The organism is Streptomyces sp. 184 (genome assembly GCF_045781775.1).
GTDB lineage: Bacteria > Actinomycetota > Actinomycetes > Streptomycetales > Streptomycetaceae > Streptomyces.
On the sequence record NZ_CP123230.1, the window covers coordinates 425,001 to 444,122 of the forward strand.

Here is a 19,122-nt window from a genome sequence, read left to right on the forward strand (position 1 = left end):
TGGCCGCAGAGACCAGCGAGAAGCGACTGTTTACTAAAAACACAGGTCCGTGCGAAGCTGTAAGGCGATGTATACGGACTGACGCCTGCCCGGTGCTGGAACGTTAAGGGGACCGGTTAGTCACTCTTCGGGGTGGCGAAGCTGAGAACTTAAGCGCCAGTAAACGGCGGTGGTAACTATAACCATCCTAAGGTAGCGAAATTCCTTGTCGGGTAAGTTCCGACCTGCACGAATGGCGTAACGACTTCTCGACTGTCTCAACCATAGGCCCGGTGAAATTGCATTACGAGTAAAGATGCTCGTTTCGCGCAGCAGGACGGAAAGACCCGGGACCTTTACTATAGCTTGATATTGGTGTTCGGTTCGGCTTGTGTAGGATAGGTGGGAGACTGTGAAGCGGCCACGCCAGTGGTTGTGGAGTCGTCGTTGAAATACCACTCTGGTCGTGTTGGATGTCTAACCTGGGTCCGTGATCCGGATCGGGGACAGTGTCTGGTGGGTAGTTTAACTGGGGCGGTTGCCTCCTAAAATGTAACGGAGGCGCCCAAAGGTTCCCTCAGCCTGGTTGGTCATCAGGTGGTGAGTGTAAGTGCACAAGGGAGCTTGACTGCGAGACTGACGGGTCGAGCAGGTGCGAAAGCAGGGACTAGTGATCCGGCGGTGGCTTGTGGGAGCGCCGTCGCTCAACGGATAAAAGGTACCCCGGGGATAACAGGCTGATCTTCCCCAAGAGTCCATATCGACGGGATGGTTTGGCACCTCGATGTCGGCTCGTCGCATCCTGGGGCTGGAGTCGGTCCCAAGGGTTGGGCTGTTCGCCCATTAAAGCGGCACGCGAGCTGGGTTTAGAACGTCGTGAGACAGTTCGGTCCCTATCCGCTGCGCGCGTAGGAGTCTTGAGAAGGGCTGTCCCTAGTACGAGAGGACCGGGACGGACGGACCTCTGGTGTGCCAGTTGTTCTGCCAAGGGCATGGCTGGTTGGCTACGTTCGGGAGGGATAACCGCTGAAAGCATCTAAGCGGGAAGCCTGCTTCGAGATGAGGACTCCCACCCCCTAGTGGGGTTAAGGCCCCCTGTAGACGACGGGGTTGATAGGCCGGATCTGGAAGCCCTGTGAGGGGTGGAGGTGACCGGTACTAATAGGCCGAGGGCTTGTCCATAGCTGCTTGCGTCCACTGTGTGGGTTCTGAAACAACAACCCGCCCACATTCCATCCGCCACCACCGCATGTGTGGTGTGGGGTGGTGTGGGGGTGTGTTTCATAGTGTTTCGGTGGTCATAGCGTTGGGGAAACGCCCGGTCTCATTCCGAACCCGGAAGCTAAGCCCGACCGCGCCGATGGTACTGCATGGGGGACCGTGTGGGAGAGTAGGTCACCGCCGAACGATTTTTAGTACTCAACCCCCGGACATCGTCCGGGGGTTGAGTCATTTCCACACCCCTCACACCCCGAGCGACAGTCCCGGCCAGCGGCTGCGCGCCTGCTCCGGGGAGCGCATCGTCGCCAGTGTGGGGAGTCCCTCGCGGTCGCCCTCGGTGAGGAGGGCGGGGAGCTGGGCGAGGGGGGCGACTGCGGCGATGTCGTCGAGGACGAGGGTAAGTGGTGGGTCGAGCCGGCCGGTGGATGACCCTTCGGCCATGCGGCGGCCGTGCTCGACCACGTCTGCGGCGAGAGCGGTGAGTAGTGGCATCGCTCCCGGTCGGGACCGAGGGCTCTCGATGGCTTCACCCACCAAGTAGAGCGTTCCCCCTTCGTCGATGAATGACTCCCGGACGAGCGAATCTGATCGGGTGGGTTTGCATGCGTTGCGGATGTGGATCGACGACATGCCCTCCAGCGCCGTCGCCACCAACTCCGACGCCGCGTCGCGCCGGTCCGGGTGGCCCGTGAGCGCGGACTCCAGCTCGCCGGCCGCGCCGGACGCCGCTTCGGGGGCGGAGCGGAGGATGCCCACCGGTTCGTGGGCGCCCGTGCCCTGGGCCCAGCGGTGTACCTGGGCGAAGGGGCGGGCCGCTACGGCCGCGGCATGGAGCCAGCACGCCAGCATCGTCTCCGCGGTGTCGGCCACCGTGGTGTCCGTACGGTGCTGGGGGCGTACCGGGAGGAGAAGAGCCTCCGCTCGGATCGCTGCCGTGGCGCGGTCCTTGCAGCCGGCGGCCGGGGACCAGCGGAGGCGGTCCGGGGTGTCGCAGAGCTGGCCCGGGTCGTAGACGAGGATCGGGCCGAGCTTGGCACGGGCGTCCTTGGTGTCCGCCCACAGGGCGGCGTCGGACGTGATGACGAGGGCCGGGCCCTCTGCGCCCAGGAGCGTTTCGCGGGTGAGGGCGAGGGCCGTCGGGCTGCCCTTGCGGAAGACCAGCGGGCCCCCGTGCGCCGGCGGCGTGCCCGCCGGGGTCGGTGGCGGGCTCTGCTGCGGGACCCTCGGGAGGGGCTGCGTGGGCTGTGTGTGCTGTGCGGCCCGCGGGTGCGGGTCCTTCGTCATGTTCGTCGCGTCGGGCCGGCGTCGGGCCGGCGGCGGGGTCTGGCGCGTGGGTGCCGGGGGCTCGGTGTCCTCGTACGGGTCCTCCAGGCCGTCCGCCAGCGCCTCGTCGCCCGCCGCGGCCTTGCGTGCGCTCTGCCGGCGCGCCCGCCAGGTTGCCATCGTCGTCATTCCCACGAGCGCGAACGTCCCGAGCACCATCAACTGGCTGATGAACACGCCCCAGAACAGGCCCCAGCCCGACAGGGACTCCGGCGGCGTGTCCGGCCAGGCGGCCGGCAGGTCGTGCGGCTCGGAGACCAGCTCGCGCATCGCGAGCGGCGTCCGCGTGAACGTCACGCCGTCCGGCCACGCGCCGTGCGCCAGCACCCCGGACAGGCCCGTGGCCGTCCACGCCAGGATCGTCAGACCGAGCAGAAACGCCAGTATGCCGAGGAGCAGGGCGTCGGGGATGCCTCGCTCCTGCTCGCCCCGCTCCGCTCCGCCCCGGCTTCGTCCACCGCGACCCTGCGCCATCTCAGGCCACCGTCGTTTCCTTCTCCATCACCACCGGACCGGTGTCGTCCGCCGCCTCCAGGGCCGGTAGCGCGGCGGACTCCGTCATCGCCCGGTCGGTGAAGACCAGCGGCCGTTCGGCCTCGGTCACCAGGTGTTTGACGACCTGGACGTTGCCGTTGACGTCCCATACGGCAATGCCCGGGGTGAGCGTCGGGATGATCTCCACGGCCCAGCGCGGCAGCCCGAGCACTTTTCCCGTCGCGCGTGCCTCGTCCGCTTTCTGGGCGTAGATCGTACGTGTCGACGCCATCTTCAGGATCGCCGCCGCCTCCCGCGCCGCCGCTCCGTCCACGACGTCCGACAGGTGGTGCACGACGGCGACGAAGGACAGGCCGAGCCGGCGGCCGAACTTCAGCAGCCGCTGGAAGAGCTGGGCGACGAAAGGGGAGTTGATGATGTGCCACGCCTCCTCCACGAGGAAGATGCGCTTCTTGCGGTCGGGCCGGATCCAGGTGTGTTCCAGCCACACGCCGACGATCGCCATGAGGATCGGCATGGCGATCGAGTTCCGGTCGATGTGGGAGAGGTCGAAGATGATGAGCGGCGAGTCGAGGTCGATGCCGACGGTCGTCGGGCCGTCGAACATGCCGCGCAGGTCGCCGTCGACGAGGCGGTCGAGGACGAGCGCGACGTCCAGGCCCCAGTTGCGGACGTCCTCGACGTCGACGTTCATCGCCTCGGCGGCCGTCGGTGCGGGGTGGCGAAGCTGTTCGACGATGTCGGTGAGCACCGGCTGGCGGTCGGTCACCGTCTCGTTGACGTACGCGTGGGCGACCTTGAGCGCGAAGCCGGAGCGCTCGTCCAGGCCGCTGCCGGTGGCGACTTCGATGATCGTACGGAGCAGGGCGAGCTGGCCGGTGGAGGTGATCGCCGGGTCGAGGGGGTTGAGGCGGATGCCGATGTCGAGTGCGGCGAGGGGGTCGAGGCGGATGGGCGTGATGCCCAGCTCCTGCGCGATGAGCGCCCATTCGCCCTCGCCGTCCTCACCCTGCGCGTCGAGCACGACGACCTGGCGGTCGCGGAAGCGCAGTTGGCGTAGGACGTAGGTCTTCTCCAGCGCGGACTTGCCGTTTCCGGACTCGCCGAGCACCAGCCAGTGCGGCGCGGGGAGCTGCTGGCCGTAGAGCTGGAAGGGGTCGTAGATGTAGCCCTTGCCGCTGTAGACCTCGCGGCCGATGATGACGCCGGAGTCGCCCAGGCCGGGCGCGGCGGTGGGGAGGTAGACGGCCTGCGCCTGTGCGGTGGAGGTGCGCACGGGCAGCCGCTGGGACTCCGTCTTGCCGAAGACGAAGCCCGCGAAGGCGCGCGTCGCCAGATCGAGGAGGTCGGCCATGTGGGGGTCACCTGATCCCGGTCGCGAAGGGCAGGATGTTCACGAAGACGCGGCGGTGCTCTCTGCCGCGCGGTGCGCCCGTGCGGGCGGGGACCTGAAGGTGGGGCGACAGGCTGCGGCGCACCGCGCGTGCCGTCTCCCGGGGGAGCAACAACCGCTCAGCCATGGGTCACCTGATCCCGGTCGCGAAGGGCAGCGTGTTCACGAACGCGCGGTGGTGCTCTCTGTCGCACCATTCCAGTTTCAGATATGACTTCCCGGCGGAGGCGCGGATCGTGCGCTTGTCGCGGGCGAGTGCTTCGGGGGAGCGGGCGGAGACCGTGATGTAGCCGACGAGGTTGATGCCGGCGGCGCCGGAGGCGAGGTCTTCGCCGCGCTGGTCGATGCGCTCGTGGTGGGCGATGTCCCGGGGGTCGACGACGCGGTTCATCTTCGCCTGCCGGGACGCCTCGGCGTCGTCGTTCGTCTTCTCCGTCAGCATCCGCTCGATGGCCACTTCTGTGGGCTCCAGGTCCATGCATACGGCGACCGTGCGGATGACGTCCGGGGTGTGGACGAGGAGCGGGGCGAGGAAGTTGACGCCGACCGGGGTCATCGGCCATTCCTTCACCCACGCGGTGGAGTGGCACCAGGGGTCGCGGGTCGCCGACTCGCGGGTCTTGGCGCGCAGGTACTGCGGGTCCACGGCGTCCAGTTCGGCCGGCCAGGCGTTGCGCTGGGTCATGGCCTGGATGTGGTCGATCGGGTGGTCCGGGTCGTACATGGAGTGCACGAGGGCCGAGAGGCGCGCGATGCCCAGCGGCTGCCGTACGCGGATGTCGGCCTCGGCGAGGCGCGCGCAGATGTCGCCCAGCTCGCGGGCCATGATCACGGCGATGCACTCGTCGCGGCTCTGCTTGGTGGCGCGGCCCATCACCGTGGCCTCCTGGCCGAGGTCGCGGGTGTAGGGCATGCAGGCGACGAGGTAGGCGCGGTGCTGCTCGGAGGAGGTGGAGACCATGGACTGGAGCTGGTCGTACGAGCCTTTTATCCACTGCGGCGCGCGCGGGTCGCCGCGCTGCGTGACGTCCTTGGCGTGCGCGTCGGGGTCGGCGGGCAGGGTGCGGGCGAGCATCTGGAGGCGGCGTACGAAGCCGTCGCCGTTGGCGGCGTGCTTGAGCAGCGTGCCGAAGCGGTCGACGAGGGCCTCCTGGTCCTCGCTGTCGCGCAGGCCGACGCCCGGGCCCTCGATCTCTATGACGGCGGTGACGGTGCGGCGGTCCGCGTGCAGCAGGACGGCGATCTCGTCGGGGCCGAAGGGGGCGACCTGCCAGTTGATGCGGCCGATGCCCGGCGGGGTGCCGACGGCGACCTCCTCGCCGTTCATGCGGGTGCCGGCTTCCTGGGCGCCGGAGCGGTAGACCGCGGCGCCGCTGCGCAGGAGGCGGCGGTGGCTGCGGCTGATCTCGAACCAGCGGTAGAAGGTGCGGCCGCGGTACGGGACGTAGACGGCGGCGAGAGCGAGCATCGGGCAGCCCATGAGCAGCACGATGCGCAGCGTCAGCACGGGGACGAGGAGGCCGCACATCATGCCGACGAAGGCGCCGCTGATGATCATGCCGATCTCGCCGGTCTCGCGGTTGCGGCCGACGATGGCGTTGGGGCGGGCCTTGCCGATGAGGTACGTGCGACGGGGGGTGATCGGTGGTGTGTCGTGCGTGGTCACCGCAGGTCACCTCCTGTTTCCGGGCTGCTGGGACTGCGAGGGTACGCCCCGGCCGCCCTGCCCGCCGGAACCGGAGCCGGAGCTGTGGTTGGCGGTGCTGGGCTTGGGCGGGGCGGACTGCTGCGGGCGGGTGCTGTGCGCGGAGACGCCGCCGGCCACGGGGTTGGCGGGCTTCGCGGCGGAGCGGGACTCGCCGGTGGCGCCGCCGGCGGGGCCGGAGGACGAGGTGCGGGAGCCGTGGGTCTTCATGCCGGCGGTGACGAGGGCGGCGGGGGTGGCCATGACGGCGGAGGCCGGGTTGGCGGAGGTGGCGCGGCGGCCCTGCTTGGCGGTCATGATCTCGTCGCCGAAGCCGGGCACGAAGCGGTAGATCATCGCGCTGGCGAAGATGGCGAGCAGGATGATCGCGAGGCCCGAGACGACGGCCGAGAAAGCGTCGGGCCCCTCCTCGGCGGAGAGCGCGCCGGCGAGACCGAGGACGATGACGATGACCGGTTTGACGAGGATCACGGCGATCATGATCCCGGCCCAGCGGCGTACGTGGTGCCACATGTTCTTGTCGACGAGCCCGGCGTAGACGGCGGTGCCGAGGAGGGCGCCGACGTAGAGGAGCGCGGCGCGGATGACCAGCTCCAGCCAGAGCACGCCGGCGGCGAGCACGGAGACGAGGGACACGACGATGAGCATGATCGGCCCGCCGCCGATGTCCTCGCCCTTCTTGAGCGCCTCGGAGAAGCCGCCGAAGAAGGTGTCGGTGTTGGACGACGTACCGGAGGCGATGGCCTCGGTGACGGAGTCGGTGGCGGTGACGAGGGTGTAGAGGACGAGGGGGGTGAAGGCGGAGGCCAGGACGGTGAGCCAGAGGAAGCCGATGGCCTCGCCGAGGGCTTCACCGAGGGGGACGCCGCGGATGGCGCGCTTGGCGACGGCGAGGAGCCAGAGGGTGAGGGTGAGGATGGTGGAGGCGGCGAAGACGACGGCGTACTGGCGCAGGAAGGTGGCGTTGGTGAAGTCGACGGTGGTGGTGGAGGTGACGGCGTCGGAGAGCTTGTCGATGGTCCAGGCGGCGGCTTCGGCGCACCCCTTGGCCAGCGAGGACAACGGATCGACGGACTCGGTGACGTCGCCCGGCGAGTTGGGCGCGGAGCGCCCGCCGTCGTCTTCCTTCTCGCAGTAGTCCCGGGCCGGGCCGATGAGGCTGTCGCAGGCGCCGTCGTCGTCCTGTGCGGGTACGGCGCCGAGGGCGCGGGGGGCGGCGAGCAGGAGAGCGGCCTGCGCGCCGGCGAGCAGGGTCAGGGCTGAGGCGACGCGGCGCCGCGGGCTACCGGGCATAGGTGAAGCCTCCGAACTGCTCGACGGCGTCCTCGATCTGCTCGTCGGTCGCCGCCGGTACGTCACCGGGGACGGGGGCGGGGCCCCGCTTCTGGGAGTCGGCGGCGATCTTCCAGTCGCCGCCCGACCACTGGAGTTCGAAGGTCCAGGTGTGCCAGGTGGTGCGTACGGGCACGTCCGAGTCGGGGCCCGCCAGGCCGATCAGGCCGGTGTACCAGACGGCGACGGTGGCCGCTCCGTCCTCGTACTCCTTGACGGTCGTGCCGATCGGGACGGTCCGGGAGATGAAGGTCATGCCGGAGGGGGGCTCGCCCTCGGCGTCGAGGCCGAGGTTGGCGAGCAGCTCTTCGGAGTACGCCGCGTCCATGCCGGTCTTGGTCTTCTCCGCCAGGTCCGGTGTGTACAGGGCGTCCACGAGCTTGTGGCGGCCCTCGGGCGTGAACATCTGGTCCCCGCCGAGCGCGACGGCGAAGTTCGCCGCCGCCGACTGGGCGCCCGCTGCTGACTGGGGGAAGCCCGAGGGGATGCCGTTGGTGGTGGTCTTGGCCGGGGTGTCGCCCGTGGGGGAGGTGGGCTGGGTGTTCGTGTCGGGGTCGGCGGTGGTTTTGCCGTCGTCCTGGGAGTCGCCGCCGCGGTTGGCGAAGGCGATGGCGGCGATCAGCAGGACCACGACGCCCACGACCGTGATCATCGCGCGGGAGGGCGAGACGCGGCCGCCGCGGCGGGGGCCGTCGTAGCGGGCGTCGTTGTCGCCTTCGGCGAAGCGGGTGCGGGTGCCGGGTTCGGGGGTGGCGTAGTCGACGTAGTCGTCGTCGTGGCTCATGCCGGGTACCCCCCTCCGCGCGCCGGTGCTGCGTCGCGCCGGCTTGCCGTAGGCACAAGAAGGTAGCGGTGCGCCGTCTGACGTCTCACGGGGGTCCCCGGGCCGCGGCCGGGGGGTGGTTGCCTCCCGGGTCGCGGGCTCGGTCGACGTCCCGCCGCCGTGTGCCGCACCGCCGTTCGCCGTACGCCTGGCCCTGAAGTCACGGCCCGGCCTACACCGCCATTCCGTACACGATCGTGAACACGGTGCCGAGGGAGCCGATGATGAACACTCCCGTCAGACCTGCCACGATCAGCCCCTTGCCCTGTTCCGCGCTGAACGTGTCGCGCAGCGCGGTCGCGCCGATGCGCTGCTTGGCAGCGCCCCAGATCGCGATGCCCAGGCACAGCAGGATCGCGACCGCCATGACCACTTCGATCATCACGCGCGCTTCCTGGCCCAGGCTCCCGAAGGGGCCCCAGTCAGGGGCGATACCGCCGATGATGGTATTGATGTCGCCCTTGTCGGCTGCCAGGAACATGTCGTAACTCACCGCCCCATGCGCTGTGTTGCCGTCCGGGATGGACGGCAGGAGTCATCGTCCATCCTCTCTGATGATGCCCTCGTGAGAGTCGATTTGGCGTCAACCGCGCGGATTTCACAAGGGTGTTCGGCGCTCTCTACTGACTTTCCTGTGTGTATCACGTTAGGTGACTATTGGCAACGCTGCGTGCCTGCGGGGTCCGGGAGGCGGTCGGGTTGTCCGACCTGCGACGAATCGGAGTATGTGAAGAGTGGGCGTTGCGGTGACGGGCGCCGGGCGGGTCTCGTTGGTGGATTTGACTCAAACAGGCCCTAGGAGAGGCGGCGGATGTGTTCGAAGGGATGACGGTCGTCTCGGGGGTCGTGGTGCTCGTCGGTGCGGTGAGCGGCGTCGCGTCGTCCCTGCACGAGGCCGGCGGGCCGGCGGCGGGTGCGGCCGAGGTGGTGCGGTGGGGCGGTTCCGGGGACGCCGAGGCGGAGTCCGCGGGGGTCGCGAACTCCGCCTTCGTGGCCGCCGCGTCGGCCCGCTAGCCTCCGGTGCGTGCCCGTCGCGCCGGGTGCGGGCGGCGGCTAGACGGGCTGGCCGATCGGGCGCATGACGACGGTGTTCACGTCGACCCCCGCGGGCTGCCCGAGCGCCCACACGATCGACGCGGCGACCTGGTCGGACGTCATCATCTCCATGCCCTCCGGGGCCCCGCCCCTGCCGTCCCAGAAGAGGCTGTCGGTACGTCCCGGGGCGACGAGGGTGACGCCGATGCCGTCGTCGGTCACCATGCGGCGGGTGTTCTCGGCCAGGCCCGTCATGGCCCACTTGGTGATGCCGTAGATGTTGCCCGCGCCGAAGACGAAGCCCGCGACGCTGCCGACGATGACGATCCGCCCGCGCGTCTCGCGCAGCGCCTCCAGCGAGCTGCGGATCAGCAGCGCGGGCCCGAGGACGTTGGTGAGGACCATGTCCCGCCAGCCGGCCGGGTCGCCGGTGCCGAGGTCGTCGTGGGTGGCGAAGCCGGCGTTGGCGACGACGGCGTCGAGCCGTCCGAACGCCTTGAGCGTCGCCTGTACCGCCTCGTCCACGGCCTCGTGGTCGGAGGCGTCGCCGGGCAGGGTCAGCAGCTCCGGGGGGTCGCCGGCGTCCTCGGCGAAGCTGCGCAGCCGCTCGGCGCCGCGGCCGGTGACGGCGACGCGGCCGCCGCGGGCGAGGAGCTGGCGGGCCGCGGCGGCGCCGATGCCGCTGCCGCCGCCGGTGATCAGCGTGACGGGCGAGTCGTCGGTCATGGGGTACGGGCCTCCGGGTGCCGGTCTGGTGGGATGCGGCGAGTGCACCACTTGGAGTGCTCTCTATGTCAACACCCCAGGTGGGGGCAGGTGGGGGTGGCTGTACGGTGCCCCGCGGCGGTGGTGCTGGCGCCACCATCTGCCCGGCGGCCGGCACCAGTGATCACAGGTCGTACGGGGACGAGGGTGGAGCCCGACGGAGCACGACGCCGGTCCGCGACACCCGGACCACGCCCCAGGGAGACCGCCATGAACCGCAACCGCCCCGCCCCCGCCCGCCCTCACGCCCTCCGCCGCAACGCCCGCCGCAACGCCCGCCGCGCCGGTGCCGCCGCGCTGCTCGCCGCCGTCGTCGCCGGTGCCGCCGCGCCCGTCGCCGCCGCCCGCGGCGCCTCCGGCGACCCCGACCCCGTACAGCGCCGCCTCGACGCCCTCGTCGAGCGCGACGGCGTCCCCGGCGCCCTCGCGTACGACGGCCGCACCACCCGTACCGCGGGCGTCGCCGACACCGGGACCGGCCGGCCCATGGTCGGCGCCGAGGGGCGCTACCGGATGGCCAGCAACACCAAGGCGTTCACCGCCACCGCCGTGATGCGGCTGGTCGCCCGGGGCGAGGTGCGGCTCGACGCACCCGCCGCGCGGTACGTGCCGCGGCTCGCCGGCACCGGCATCACCGTGCGGCACCTGCTCAAGCAGACCAGCGGGCTGCCGGAGTACCTCCGGTTCATCGACTGGAGCCGGGCCTACACGGAGGAGGAGTACCTGGCGCTCGCCCTCGACCGCCCCGCCGACTTCGAACCAGGCGCCGACTGGGGCTACTCCAACACCAACTACCTCGCGCTCGGCCTGCTGATCGATCACGTCACCGGCGAGGACTACCGCACGCACATCGAACGCACTCTCATCCGGCCGCTGCACCTGAAGGACACGTACTGGCCGGAGAAGGACGAGTACACGATCCGCGGCCCGCACGCCCGCAACTACGGGATCCACCCCACCGACCCCGAAGGGGGCGTCACCGACGTGACCGAGCTGCCCGGCCACGAGTTCGGCGCCTCCGGCGGCCTCGTCACCACTCCGAAGGACCAGAACGCCTTCTGGAACGCCCTCTTCGGCGGCAGGCTGCTGCCCGGCTGGGCGCTGCGGGCGATGACCCACGACACCACCGACGTCGGCGGCCTCGACACGTACCCGAAGGGCAGCCGCTACGGCTACGGCGTCGCGTCCTTCCCGCTGAGCTGCGGCGGCGGGTACTGGGGCCACGGCGGCGACCTGCCCGGCGACTCCGTCGCCGGCGGGCGCGCCGACCGCGGGCGGGGGACGGTCACCGTCTACACCACCACGTGGGCCGCGGAGGGCGACCGGCTGGCGGACCTCCAGGGGGCGGTGGACGCGGCGCTGTGCGCGAAGGGCCGTACGGGCAACGGGCGTTGAGGCGCGCGGCGGGCAGGGAACGGGCAGACAGCCGGGGCCCGATGAGGGATGGTTGAGGGGTGCGCAAGCTCTGGCTGATCGTGGCGCTGGGGTCGGGGATGGTCCTGTCGTTCCTGGCCCTGCTCGTCGTCGGTACGTACACCGCCGCGTCCGGCATCGCCGGCCGCGGCGTCGGCCTGGCGAAGGGCGCCGTGCCCGCCACGTACCAGCCGCTGGTGCAGAAGTGGGGCAACCTCTGCCCGGCCCTCAACCCCGCCCTGCTCGCCGCGCAGTTGTACCAGGAGAGCGGCTGGGACCCCAACGCCGTCAGTCCCGCCGACGCCCGCGGCATCGCGCAGTTCATGCCCGGCACCTGGGCCACCCACGGCCTCGACGCCAACGGCGACGGCGAGCGCAACATCAACGACCCCGAGGACGCCATCCCGTCGGCGGCCACGTACGACTGCAAGCTCGCCGGCTACGTCGAGGACGTGCCCGGCGACCCCACCGAGAACATGCTCGCCGCGTACAACGCGGGCCCGTACGCCGTGATCAAGTACAACGGCGTGCCCCCCTACCGCGAGACGCAGAACTACGTGCAGATCATCCAGGCGCTGGAGCAGAGCTTCGCCGCGCCCACCTCCCGGCTGTCGCCGTCGAAGCAGGCCGCGGGCGCCATCCACTACGCGCAGGACAAGCTCGGCACGCCCTATCTGTGGGGCGGTGACGGCACGCCCGAGGAGGGCGGCCGGTTCGACTGCTCGGGGCTGACGAAGGCGGCGTACGCCTCGGTGGACATCGAGCTGCCGCGGGTGGCGAACGACCAGTGGAACGCCGGGCCGCACCCGAGCAGGGACGAACTGCTGCCGGGCGATCTGGTGTTCTTCGCGTACGACATGAACGACTCGCGCTCCATCCACCACGTCGGGCTGTATGTAGGGGGCGGGTACATGATCGACGCCCCTTACACCGGTGCCGTGATCCGCTTCGATCCGATCGACTCGCCGGACTACTTCGGCGCGACCCGGGTCACGGAGGCCGGCGCCGAGGCGCTGCCGAAGGGCTGAGGGCGCGCTGCCGGGCGGCTGCCGAAGCCCTGACGTGCGGCGGCCCGCCGCGGCGGCGCCGGAGGCGGGTGTCGTACGGCCGCGAGGGCGGTCACTCTTCGATAACCTCCCGGTGATCTTTCGGTCGCGGGCGGAACGCCGACCCACGATGCGCCGTTGCAAAGGGCGAGCGGCACCGTTGCAATAGGAAAGACGGCAGCCGCCGGTCAGCGGGAAACGGGTGGGGAGAGGAGCCGAGTGGACATGCGTTCGCTGCACCTGGCGGGGGCACCCCCGAGCGGGTCGAACGCCGACGTTTCCGTGCTGTACGACATCAACGGCGTCGCGGACTCCACACCGCCCTGGTTCGACCGCGGGGCGGCGTTCCTGGGCGAGTACGGGCTGATCGGACTGCTCGGCCTGCTGCTGGCCGTCTGCTGGTGGCGCGTGCGCCGGCGGCCGGGCGCGGCGCCCGCCGTGGCGGCGCTGCTGTGGGGGCCGCTGGCGGCGGCGCTCGCGTGGGTGGCGAACATGCCGATCCGCGCGATCGTGGAGCGCCCGCGGCCGTTCCGGGAGCACGAGGGCCTGGAGGTCCTGCTGCCGGGCACCACCGGGTACTCGTTCGTCAGCGACCACACGTCGTTCGCCATGGCGCTGGCGGTCGGCATCTTCATGGCGAGCAAGCGGTACGGGCTCGCCGCGCTGGCGCTGGCGCTGCTGGAGGCGCTGAGCAGGGTCTACCTGGGCGTGCACTACCCCTCGGACGTCGTCGGCGGCATCGCGCTGGGCACGTCGGTGGCGCTGCTGCTGGCGCCGGCGGCGACGGCCGCGCTGGTGCCGCTGGTGCGGCGGGCGCCGGAGTGGCTCGTCGGCGACCCGGAGGAGCCGGACGCGGCACCGGCGACCGGCCACGGCGCGGTTCCGGCGCCGCGGACGGAGCCGCTGGAGCGCGGCGGAGGCGGCCGGGACGGCGACGAGTTGGCGGCGTAGCGGGTACGGCGGCGGTCGTCGGGCGGGTACGGCGGAGGGCGCCGGGCCCGTCCGGCGGAGGCTGCGGAGGCTGCGGAGGCCGGGGCCCGGGGCGTACGGAAGCACTCCCGGCAGGGCGTGTGCGCCCGTGCGCCCCCCGAGGCTCCGCGCCCGCAAGCCCCGCCGCTACACCGCCTGGTCGAAGTCGAACAGCCGCTCCGGGTCGTACCGCTCCTTCACCTTCGCCAGCCGCTCCGCCGCCGGCCCGTAGTACGCGCCGCGCCACTTCCGCAGGCCCGCGTCCGTGTAGTTCTGGTACGCCGCCCCCGAGGCGTGCTCCCGCATCGCCGCGTGCGTGTCCGCCAGCCACCGCTCGCCCGGCCCGCCGTCCTCGCCCTCGTCCCACGACGAGATGTACTGCGCGAGCACCCGCGAGTCGCGGTGCACGAACGCCGTGTCCCTCACCGGCACCCTGTTCACCGCACCGCCCAGCGCCGTGAGGATGAACAGCGCGTCCGCCGACCGCGACGCCTTCTCCGCCCGGTCCAGCAGCGTGCCGATGCCGCCGGCGCTCAACTCCTCGTCGTAGAAGTCGGAGCGGGCCGCGAACGTGTCGCGCTGGAGGATGCCCCGCGCGTTGCGGCCCGGGACGCTGCCCGGCAGCCGGCACTGCTCGCGGGTGGCCTGCGCGCAGCCCGCGTAGGTGCGCATGGCGTGGATGTACGTCTGCGGGCCGATGGAGACGTCCTCGGCGGGGCCCGGCCCGCCGGCCTGGTCGGCGAGGAGGTCGACGGCGTCGTGCACGTCGTCCTCGGAGCCCAGCGACAGCGCGGCCACGGAGATCGTCGGCTCGCCGCCGCGGGTGTTGCCGAAGTGGACCGCGGACCACAGCTCGTCCGGCTGGTCGGGCCCCCACCGCTGCCAGGTGGTCAGCAGCGCCTCGGCCTTCGACCACGGCCACACCATGTTCGCGGCGACGACGTCCCCGGCCTCGCGGGTGTCGTAGCGCAGCTCGGTGACGACCCCGAAGTTGCCGCCGCCGGCGCCGCGCAGCGCCCAGAACAGGTCCTCGTTCTCCTCCGCCGAGCACTCGACGGTCTTGCCGTCGGCGGTGACGACGGTGGCGCCGCGGAGGTGGTCGCAGGTGAGCCCGTACGCGCGCGAGACGACCCCGTGGCCGCCGCCGAGGGTGAGTCCCGCCATGCCGACGGTCGCGCAGGAGCCGGCGGGTATGGTCCGGCCGCGGACGGCGAGGGCCTCGTAGACGTCGATGGTGCGCGCCCCGGCGCCGACGGTGGCGGTGTCGGAGTCGGCGTCGATGCCGGCGAGGGCGGAGACGTCGACGACGAGGCGGCCGTTGCCGCTGGAGAAGCCGGCGTAGGAGTGGCCTCCGCTGCGTACGGAGACGGGGACGCCGGCGCCGCGGGCGAAGCGCAGGCACTCGGCGGCGTCGTCGGCGTGGTCGACGTACGCGACGGCGGCGGGGCGCAGGTCGTCGAAGCGGGTGTTGTACTGCTGGGCGGCGACCCGGTAGTCGTCGTGCCCGGGCAGGACGAGGCGGCCCGCGAGGGACTGGGCGAGCGCGGGCCAGTCCGGCGGGCCGGTGGCCGTGCCGCCGTTGGAGCCGGTGGGCTTGGGGTCGGGCTTCCCGCCGTCGGTCTTGCCGCCGTCGTCGTCGCCCGAGCAGCCGGCGACCCCGGCGGCGGCGCCCACGCCGGCGGCGGTGGCGAGGGCGGTACGGAGCACTGTGCGCCTGTCCATCCGCACAGCACAGCGCATGGTGTCCCCCCTTCGCTACCCCCAAGTAGCAAAGCGTGGGCGCGCGCGGTGCTCAGCCGATCCCGTCCGGTGGGTGGGCGGCGGCGTCCGCGCGGGCGCGCGAGCGGGCGCGGCGCGCCGGGCCGGTCCAGCCGCACGTGCAGCGGGCGAACGAGAAGGAGCCCTGCTCGGCGGTCGACGTGCGGTGCGCCCCGCGGCGGCGCGAGCCGCCCGGGTCGCGGAGGTCACCCGGCCCGTCGCCGGGTCCGTCGCTGGGCACGCGGTCACGGTACCGCGGTGGGCCAGACCGTGACGGCGCCCCCTCCACATCGTTAAGCGAACCGAGAAAACACCGGCCGGGGGTAGCGAGAGATGGCGGCGGAGCAGCGGCGGACCGTACGTACCGGAACTGCGCCCGCACGGCCCGGCGCCGCCCCCGCGGCCCGCTCCGGGACCGTGCGCGCGCTCGTCGGGGCCCTCGCCGCGGCGGCCCTGGCCGGCACCGCCGGCTGCTCGGAGCGCGGCGCGGTGGCCGACGAGCACCCCGGCGGCGACCCGCTGAGCGCGGTGCAGCGCGCCGCGGACGCGCTGGCCGACGCGGGCAGCTCCCGGGCGCGTACGGCGATGGAGATGACCAGCGGCGGCACCCGGGTCACGGTCAGCGGGGACGGCGCCTTCGACTACACGGGGCGGCGCGGCCTGCTGCGCGTGGTGCTGCCGCAGGCGGAGGACGAGCCGATCACGGAGCTGTACGCGGGCGGCGAGCTGTACATGAAGAACCGCGGCGCCGGCGTCCCCGCCGACAAGTGGCTCCGGCTCGACACCACCCGGCTGTCCGACGGCAACCTCCTCACCAACGGCGCCACCGACCCGCTGACCGCCGCCGAACTGCTGCGCGGCGCCCGGGAGGTGCGGTACGTGGGCCAGGAGCGGGTCGGCGACAGCCTCGTACGGCACTACGAGGGCACCGCCGACCTCGGCCGCGCCGCCCGCGCGGCGTCCCCGTACGCGCGCGGGGCGCTGGCCGCCGCGGCCGACGGGTTCGTCGAGGACGCGGTGGTCTTCGACGCCTATCTCGACGAGGACGGCCGGCCGCGCCGGGTGCGGCACGAGTTCGCGCTGTCCGGCGACTCGCCGGTGCGGGTGGCGTCGACCGTCGAAACCTACGACTTCGGGGCGCCCGCCGAGGTGACGCTGCCGGCGGAGGGCGACATCTATGCCGGAACGGTTCGCCAGAGCGGCCAACAGCCTGCTTCCTAGCAGGAGTTGATTCCGGGCGTTTGCGCGGGCGCGTCGGGATTCGCCCGGGAAAGCCGGGGCCGTAAATGGTCCAGACGTGTCATGCGCGGACTGTGCCGCCCTACCTACTCTGAGCGGTGAGCCCGGCTGCCGGCGGGTGTGCATGGGGAAGTGGGGTGATTGCACGTGGGTCGGGGGTCGGCCGTCCAGGACCATGTGGCTCTCGCCGAAATCGAGTTGTGCGGTGAATTGATCATCGCGGCGACGAGCGCGCCGGAAGAGCGCCTGAGCGACGACCGTATCGACGAAGTGCTGAGGGTGGAGGCCGCGCGGCGCGGTTCCGAGCGGGACCGCAGGCGCGGCCGGCAGGAGGTCACGCCGTAGCGGAGGGCACGTGCCGCCACGGCGGTACGGGCCGCGGGCACCCGCGCGGGGTGACGCGCGCGGCAGCGGCCCGGCGTCCGGCGTTACGCGCGCAGCATCCGGGCGATCGCGGCGGTGGCCTCCTCGACCTTCGCGTCGATCTCGTCACCGCCCCGGGCGGCGGCGTCGGCGACGCAGTGCCGCAGGTGCTCCTCCAGCAGTTGCAGCGCGAAGGACTGGAGCGCCTTCGTGCCCGCGGAGACCTGCGTGAGTATGTCGATGCAGTAGACGTCCTCTTCGACCATCCGCTGGAGACCGCGGACCTGGCCCTCGATCCGGCGCAGTCGCTTGAGGTGGGCCTCTTTGTCCTTGCTGTACCCGTGCGGCCCGGCGCCCGGCGCCGGCCCGGCGGGGGTCGTCGTTGCCGTGGTGTCGGTCACGTGCCCGTCCTTCCGTTCCCATCCCTCGATCCGCCCGGTGCGCGTATCGCTGTGTGCGTACTACCGTATGCGAACCGTGCTCAAAATACCCTCAGGGGGTATATGGTACCGCGTTCGTGGCATTCTGTCCTGCGGCTGTTCCGCAGAGCCGGTTCGCTCCGCCGGTTCGGCTCGCCTAGCATCATCACGACCTATTCGCCGATATTCGCAGCACTGAGGATCACCACGTGCGATTTCGTCTGACTCCCAGGGAGACGAGCTTCTACGATATGTTCGCCGCCTCGGCCGACAACCTCGTGACGGGCTCGAAGCTCCTGATGGAACTGCTCGGAGCGGATTCCTCCGCCCGGGCCGAGATCGCCGAGCGGATGCGGGCCGCGGAGCACGCCGGCGACGACGCCACCCACGCGATCCTCCACCAGCTCAACGCCTCGTTCATCACGCCCTTCGACCGCGAGGACATCTACCGCCTCGCCAGCTCGCTCGACGACGTCATGGACTTCATGGAGGAGGCCGTCGACCTCGTCGTCCTCTACCAGATCGAGGAGCTGCCGCGGGGTGTGGAGCAGCAGGTCGAGGTGCTGGCGCGGGCCGCGGTGCTGACCGCGGAGGCGATGCCCAACCTCCGTACGCTCAACCACCTGCCGGAGTTCTGGATCGAGGTCAACCGGCTGGAGAACCAGGCCGACCAGATCCACCGCAAGCTTCTCGCGCACCTCTTCAACGGCAAGTACGACGCCATCGAGGTGCTCAAACTCAAGCAGATCGTCGATGTCCTCGAAGAGGCCGCAGACGCCTTCGAGAAGGTCGCGAACACCGTGGAAACGATCGCGGTCAAGGAGTCCTGAGCCCGGTGGACACCTTCGCGCTTGTCGTCACGATCGGGGTTGCGCTCTTCTTCACGTACACCAACGGCTTCCACGACTCCGCCAACGCGATCGCGACCTCCGTCTCCACCCGCGCCCTGACGCCGCGCGCCGCGCTGCTGATGGCCGCGGTGATGAACTTCGCCGGCGCCTTCCTCGGCAGCGGCGTCGCCAAGACGGTGAGCGAAGGGCTGATCGAGACCCCGCACGGCACGCACGGGATGTGGATCCTGTTCGCCGCCCTGGTCGGGGCGATCACGTGGAACATGGTCACGTGGTACTTCGGGCTGCCGTCGTCGTCCTCGCACGCGCTCTTCGGCGGCATGGTCGGCGCGGCGCTGGCGGCGACCTCGACGGTCTACTGGTCCGGGGTGCTGGAGAAGGTCGTCATCCCGATGTTCGTCTCGCCGGTCATCGGCCTGTGCGTCGGCTACCTGGTGATGTGCGCGATCCTGTGGGCGTTCCGCCGCTCCACCCCGCGCCGCGCGCAGCGCGGCTTCCGGGTGGCGCAGACGGTGTCGGCGGCGGCGATGGCGCTGGGCCACGGGCTCCAGGACGCGCAGAAGACCATGGGCATCGTGATGATGGCGCTGGTCATCGCGGACGTGGAGGACGAGGGCGACGCCATCCCGTGGTGGGTGAAGATCGTGTGCGCGCTGATGCTGTCGCTCGGTACGTACGCGGGCGGCTGGCGCATCATGCGGACGCTGGGGCGGCGGATCATCGACCTCCAGCCGCCGCAGGGCTTCGCGGCGGAGACGACGGCCGCGGGGATCATGTACTCGGCGTCGTTCATGTTCCACGCGCCGATCTCGACCACGCACGTGATCACTTCGGCGATCATGGGCGTCGGCGCGACGAAGCGGGTCAAGGCCGTGCGGTGGGGGGTGGCCAAGAACATCGTGATGGGCTGGTTCATCACGATGCCGGCCGCGGCGAGCGTGGCTGCGGCGGTGTACTGGCTGGCGCACCTCGCCTTCGAGTAGTGCGCAAAAG

The 19,122-nt window shown here is 71.2% G+C and carries 18 protein-coding genes and 2 rRNA genes (1 of these 20 cut by a window edge); 10 read left to right on the forward strand and 10 right to left on the reverse strand.

Features of this window, described 5'->3' with window-relative positions; genetic code table 11:
* Positions 1-1,161, forward strand: a 23S ribosomal RNA gene (locus QBL21_RS01740) (it extends 1,967 nt beyond the left edge of the window).
* A 108-nt stretch (positions 1,162-1,269) separates the two neighbouring features.
* A 5S ribosomal RNA gene (rrf, locus tag QBL21_RS01745) occupies positions 1,270-1,386 on the forward strand.
* 57 nt (positions 1,387-1,443) lie between these two features.
* On the opposite strand, the gene QBL21_RS01750 is transcribed toward rrf, so the two are convergent.
* The 6 genes from QBL21_RS01750 to QBL21_RS01775 form a co-directional block, all read right to left on the reverse strand.
* Entirely contained in the window at positions 1,444-2,997 is a 1,554-nt protein-coding gene (locus QBL21_RS01750) for a type VI secretion protein (protein WP_407560179.1), read from the reverse strand.
* Between the two features lies 1 nt (position 2,998).
* On the reverse strand, positions 2,999-4,372 hold the full coding sequence (locus QBL21_RS01755; RefSeq protein ID WP_407560180.1) for an ATP-binding protein: 1,374 nt from the start codon (positions 4,370-4,372) through the stop codon (positions 2,999-3,001).
* Positions 4,373-4,541: 169 nt separating this feature from the next.
* A complete protein-coding gene (locus tag QBL21_RS01760; RefSeq protein WP_407560181.1) occupies positions 4,542-6,077 on the reverse strand; it encodes an SCO6880 family protein in 1,536 nt (511 codons plus the stop codon).
* A 6-nt stretch (positions 6,078-6,083) separates the two neighbouring features.
* A complete protein-coding gene (locus QBL21_RS01765) occupies positions 6,084-7,409 on the reverse strand; it encodes a hypothetical protein (protein ID WP_407560182.1) in 1,326 nt (441 codons plus the stop codon).
* A complete protein-coding gene (locus QBL21_RS01770; RefSeq protein WP_407560183.1) occupies positions 7,399-8,232 on the reverse strand; it encodes a hypothetical protein in 834 nt (277 codons plus the stop codon). Before QBL21_RS01770 ends, QBL21_RS01765 begins: the two co-directional genes overlap by 11 nt.
* A gap of 211 nt (positions 8,233-8,443) precedes the next feature.
* Positions 8,444-8,752 (reverse strand): hypothetical protein, encoded by a 309-nt coding sequence (locus QBL21_RS01775; RefSeq protein ID WP_018840935.1) that lies wholly within the window; start codon positions 8,750-8,752, stop codon positions 8,444-8,446.
* A gap of 332 nt (positions 8,753-9,084) precedes the next feature.
* On the opposite strand from QBL21_RS01775, the gene QBL21_RS01780 reads away from it, so the two are divergent.
* Complete coding sequence (locus QBL21_RS01780) at positions 9,085-9,285, forward strand: hypothetical protein (RefSeq protein ID WP_407560184.1); 201 nt, start codon at positions 9,085-9,087, stop codon at positions 9,283-9,285.
* Between the two features lie 39 nt (positions 9,286-9,324).
* Here the strand turns inward: QBL21_RS01780 and QBL21_RS01785 are convergent, their stop codons facing one another.
* Entirely contained in the window at positions 9,325-10,032 is a 708-nt protein-coding gene (locus QBL21_RS01785; protein ID WP_407560185.1) for an SDR family oxidoreductase, read from the reverse strand.
* A gap of 249 nt (positions 10,033-10,281) precedes the next feature.
* Here QBL21_RS01785 and QBL21_RS01790 point away from each other — a divergent pair, with 249 nt between their 5' ends.
* The 3 genes from QBL21_RS01790 to QBL21_RS01800 all read left to right on the forward strand — a co-directional run bounded on the left by QBL21_RS01790 (position 10,282) and on the right by QBL21_RS01800 (position 13,481).
* Positions 10,282-11,466, forward strand: coding sequence for a serine hydrolase domain-containing protein (locus QBL21_RS01790; RefSeq protein ID WP_407560186.1), 1,185 nt, complete (start codon positions 10,282-10,284; stop codon positions 11,464-11,466).
* A gap of 98 nt (positions 11,467-11,564) precedes the next feature.
* Complete coding sequence (locus tag QBL21_RS01795; protein ID WP_407566270.1) at positions 11,565-12,512, forward strand: NlpC/P60 family protein; 948 nt, start codon at positions 11,565-11,567, stop codon at positions 12,510-12,512.
* A 237-nt stretch (positions 12,513-12,749) separates the two neighbouring features.
* A complete protein-coding gene (locus tag QBL21_RS01800) occupies positions 12,750-13,481 on the forward strand; it encodes a phosphatase PAP2 family protein (RefSeq protein ID WP_407560187.1) in 732 nt (243 codons plus the stop codon).
* A 165-nt stretch (positions 13,482-13,646) separates the two neighbouring features.
* On the opposite strand, the gene QBL21_RS01805 is transcribed toward QBL21_RS01800, so the two are convergent.
* Both QBL21_RS01805 and QBL21_RS01810 read right to left on the reverse strand, forming a co-directional pair.
* A complete protein-coding gene (locus tag QBL21_RS01805; protein WP_407560188.1) occupies positions 13,647-15,221 on the reverse strand; it encodes an FAD-binding oxidoreductase in 1,575 nt (524 codons plus the stop codon).
* A gap of 70 nt (positions 15,222-15,291) precedes the next feature.
* Positions 15,292-15,498, reverse strand: a complete 207-nt coding sequence (locus tag QBL21_RS01810; protein ID WP_407560189.1) for a hypothetical protein — start codon at positions 15,496-15,498, stop codon at positions 15,292-15,294.
* Between the two features lie 92 nt (positions 15,499-15,590).
* Between QBL21_RS01810 and QBL21_RS01815 the strand changes: the two genes are divergently transcribed.
* Together QBL21_RS01815 and QBL21_RS01820 are read left to right on the forward strand one after the other, a co-directional pair.
* On the forward strand, positions 15,591-16,478 hold the full coding sequence (locus QBL21_RS01815) for a hypothetical protein (protein ID WP_407560190.1): 888 nt from the start codon (positions 15,591-15,593) through the stop codon (positions 16,476-16,478).
* A gap of 159 nt (positions 16,479-16,637) precedes the next feature.
* Positions 16,638-16,841 (forward strand): hypothetical protein, encoded by a 204-nt coding sequence (locus QBL21_RS01820; RefSeq protein WP_407560192.1) that lies wholly within the window; start codon positions 16,638-16,640, stop codon positions 16,839-16,841.
* Positions 16,842-16,924: 83 nt separating this feature from the next.
* Here QBL21_RS01820 and QBL21_RS01825 read toward each other — a convergent pair whose 3' ends face one another.
* Complete coding sequence (locus QBL21_RS01825; protein WP_407560193.1) at positions 16,925-17,260, reverse strand: metal-sensitive transcriptional regulator; 336 nt, start codon at positions 17,258-17,260, stop codon at positions 16,925-16,927.
* A 227-nt stretch (positions 17,261-17,487) separates the two neighbouring features.
* Between QBL21_RS01825 and QBL21_RS01830 the strand changes: the two genes are divergently transcribed.
* A complete protein-coding gene (locus tag QBL21_RS01830; RefSeq protein ID WP_407560194.1) occupies positions 17,488-18,108 on the forward strand; it encodes a DUF47 domain-containing protein in 621 nt (206 codons plus the stop codon).
* Between the two features lie 5 nt (positions 18,109-18,113).
* Positions 18,114-19,112: an inorganic phosphate transporter gene (locus QBL21_RS01835; protein ID WP_407560195.1), complete on the forward strand. Its 999-nt coding sequence runs from the start codon at positions 18,114-18,116 to the stop codon at positions 19,110-19,112.
* Positions 19,113-19,122 lie beyond the last annotated feature (10 nt).

Coding starts and splice junctions, on each gene's coding strand:
- QBL21_RS01750 (WP_407560179.1), bottom strand. CDS start 2,997: ATGGCGCAGGGTCGCGGTGGACGAAGCCGGGGCGGAGCGGAGCGGGGC.
- QBL21_RS01755 (WP_407560180.1), bottom strand. CDS start 4,372: ATGGCCGACCTCCTCGATCTGGCGACGCGCGCCTTCGCGGGCTTCGTC.
- QBL21_RS01765 (WP_407560182.1), bottom strand. CDS start 7,409: ATGCCCGGTAGCCCGCGGCGCCGCGTCGCCTCAGCCCTGACCCTGCTC.
- QBL21_RS01770 (WP_407560183.1), bottom strand. CDS start 8,232: ATGAGCCACGACGACGACTACGTCGACTACGCCACCCCCGAACCCGGC.
- QBL21_RS01775 (WP_018840935.1), bottom strand. CDS start 8,752: ATGTTCCTGGCAGCCGACAAGGGCGACATCAATACCATCATCGGCGGT.
- QBL21_RS01785 (WP_407560185.1), bottom strand. CDS start 10,032: ATGACCGACGACTCGCCCGTCACGCTGATCACCGGCGGCGGCAGCGGC.
- QBL21_RS01790 (WP_407560186.1), top strand. CDS start 10,282: ATGAACCGCAACCGCCCCGCCCCCGCCCGCCCTCACGCCCTCCGCCGC.
- QBL21_RS01795 (WP_407566270.1), top strand. CDS start 11,565: ATGGTCCTGTCGTTCCTGGCCCTGCTCGTCGTCGGTACGTACACCGCC.
- QBL21_RS01805 (WP_407560188.1), bottom strand. CDS start 15,221: ATGGACAGGCGCACAGTGCTCCGTACCGCCCTCGCCACCGCCGCCGGC.
- QBL21_RS01815 (WP_407560190.1), top strand. CDS start 15,591: ATGGCGGCGGAGCAGCGGCGGACCGTACGTACCGGAACTGCGCCCGCA.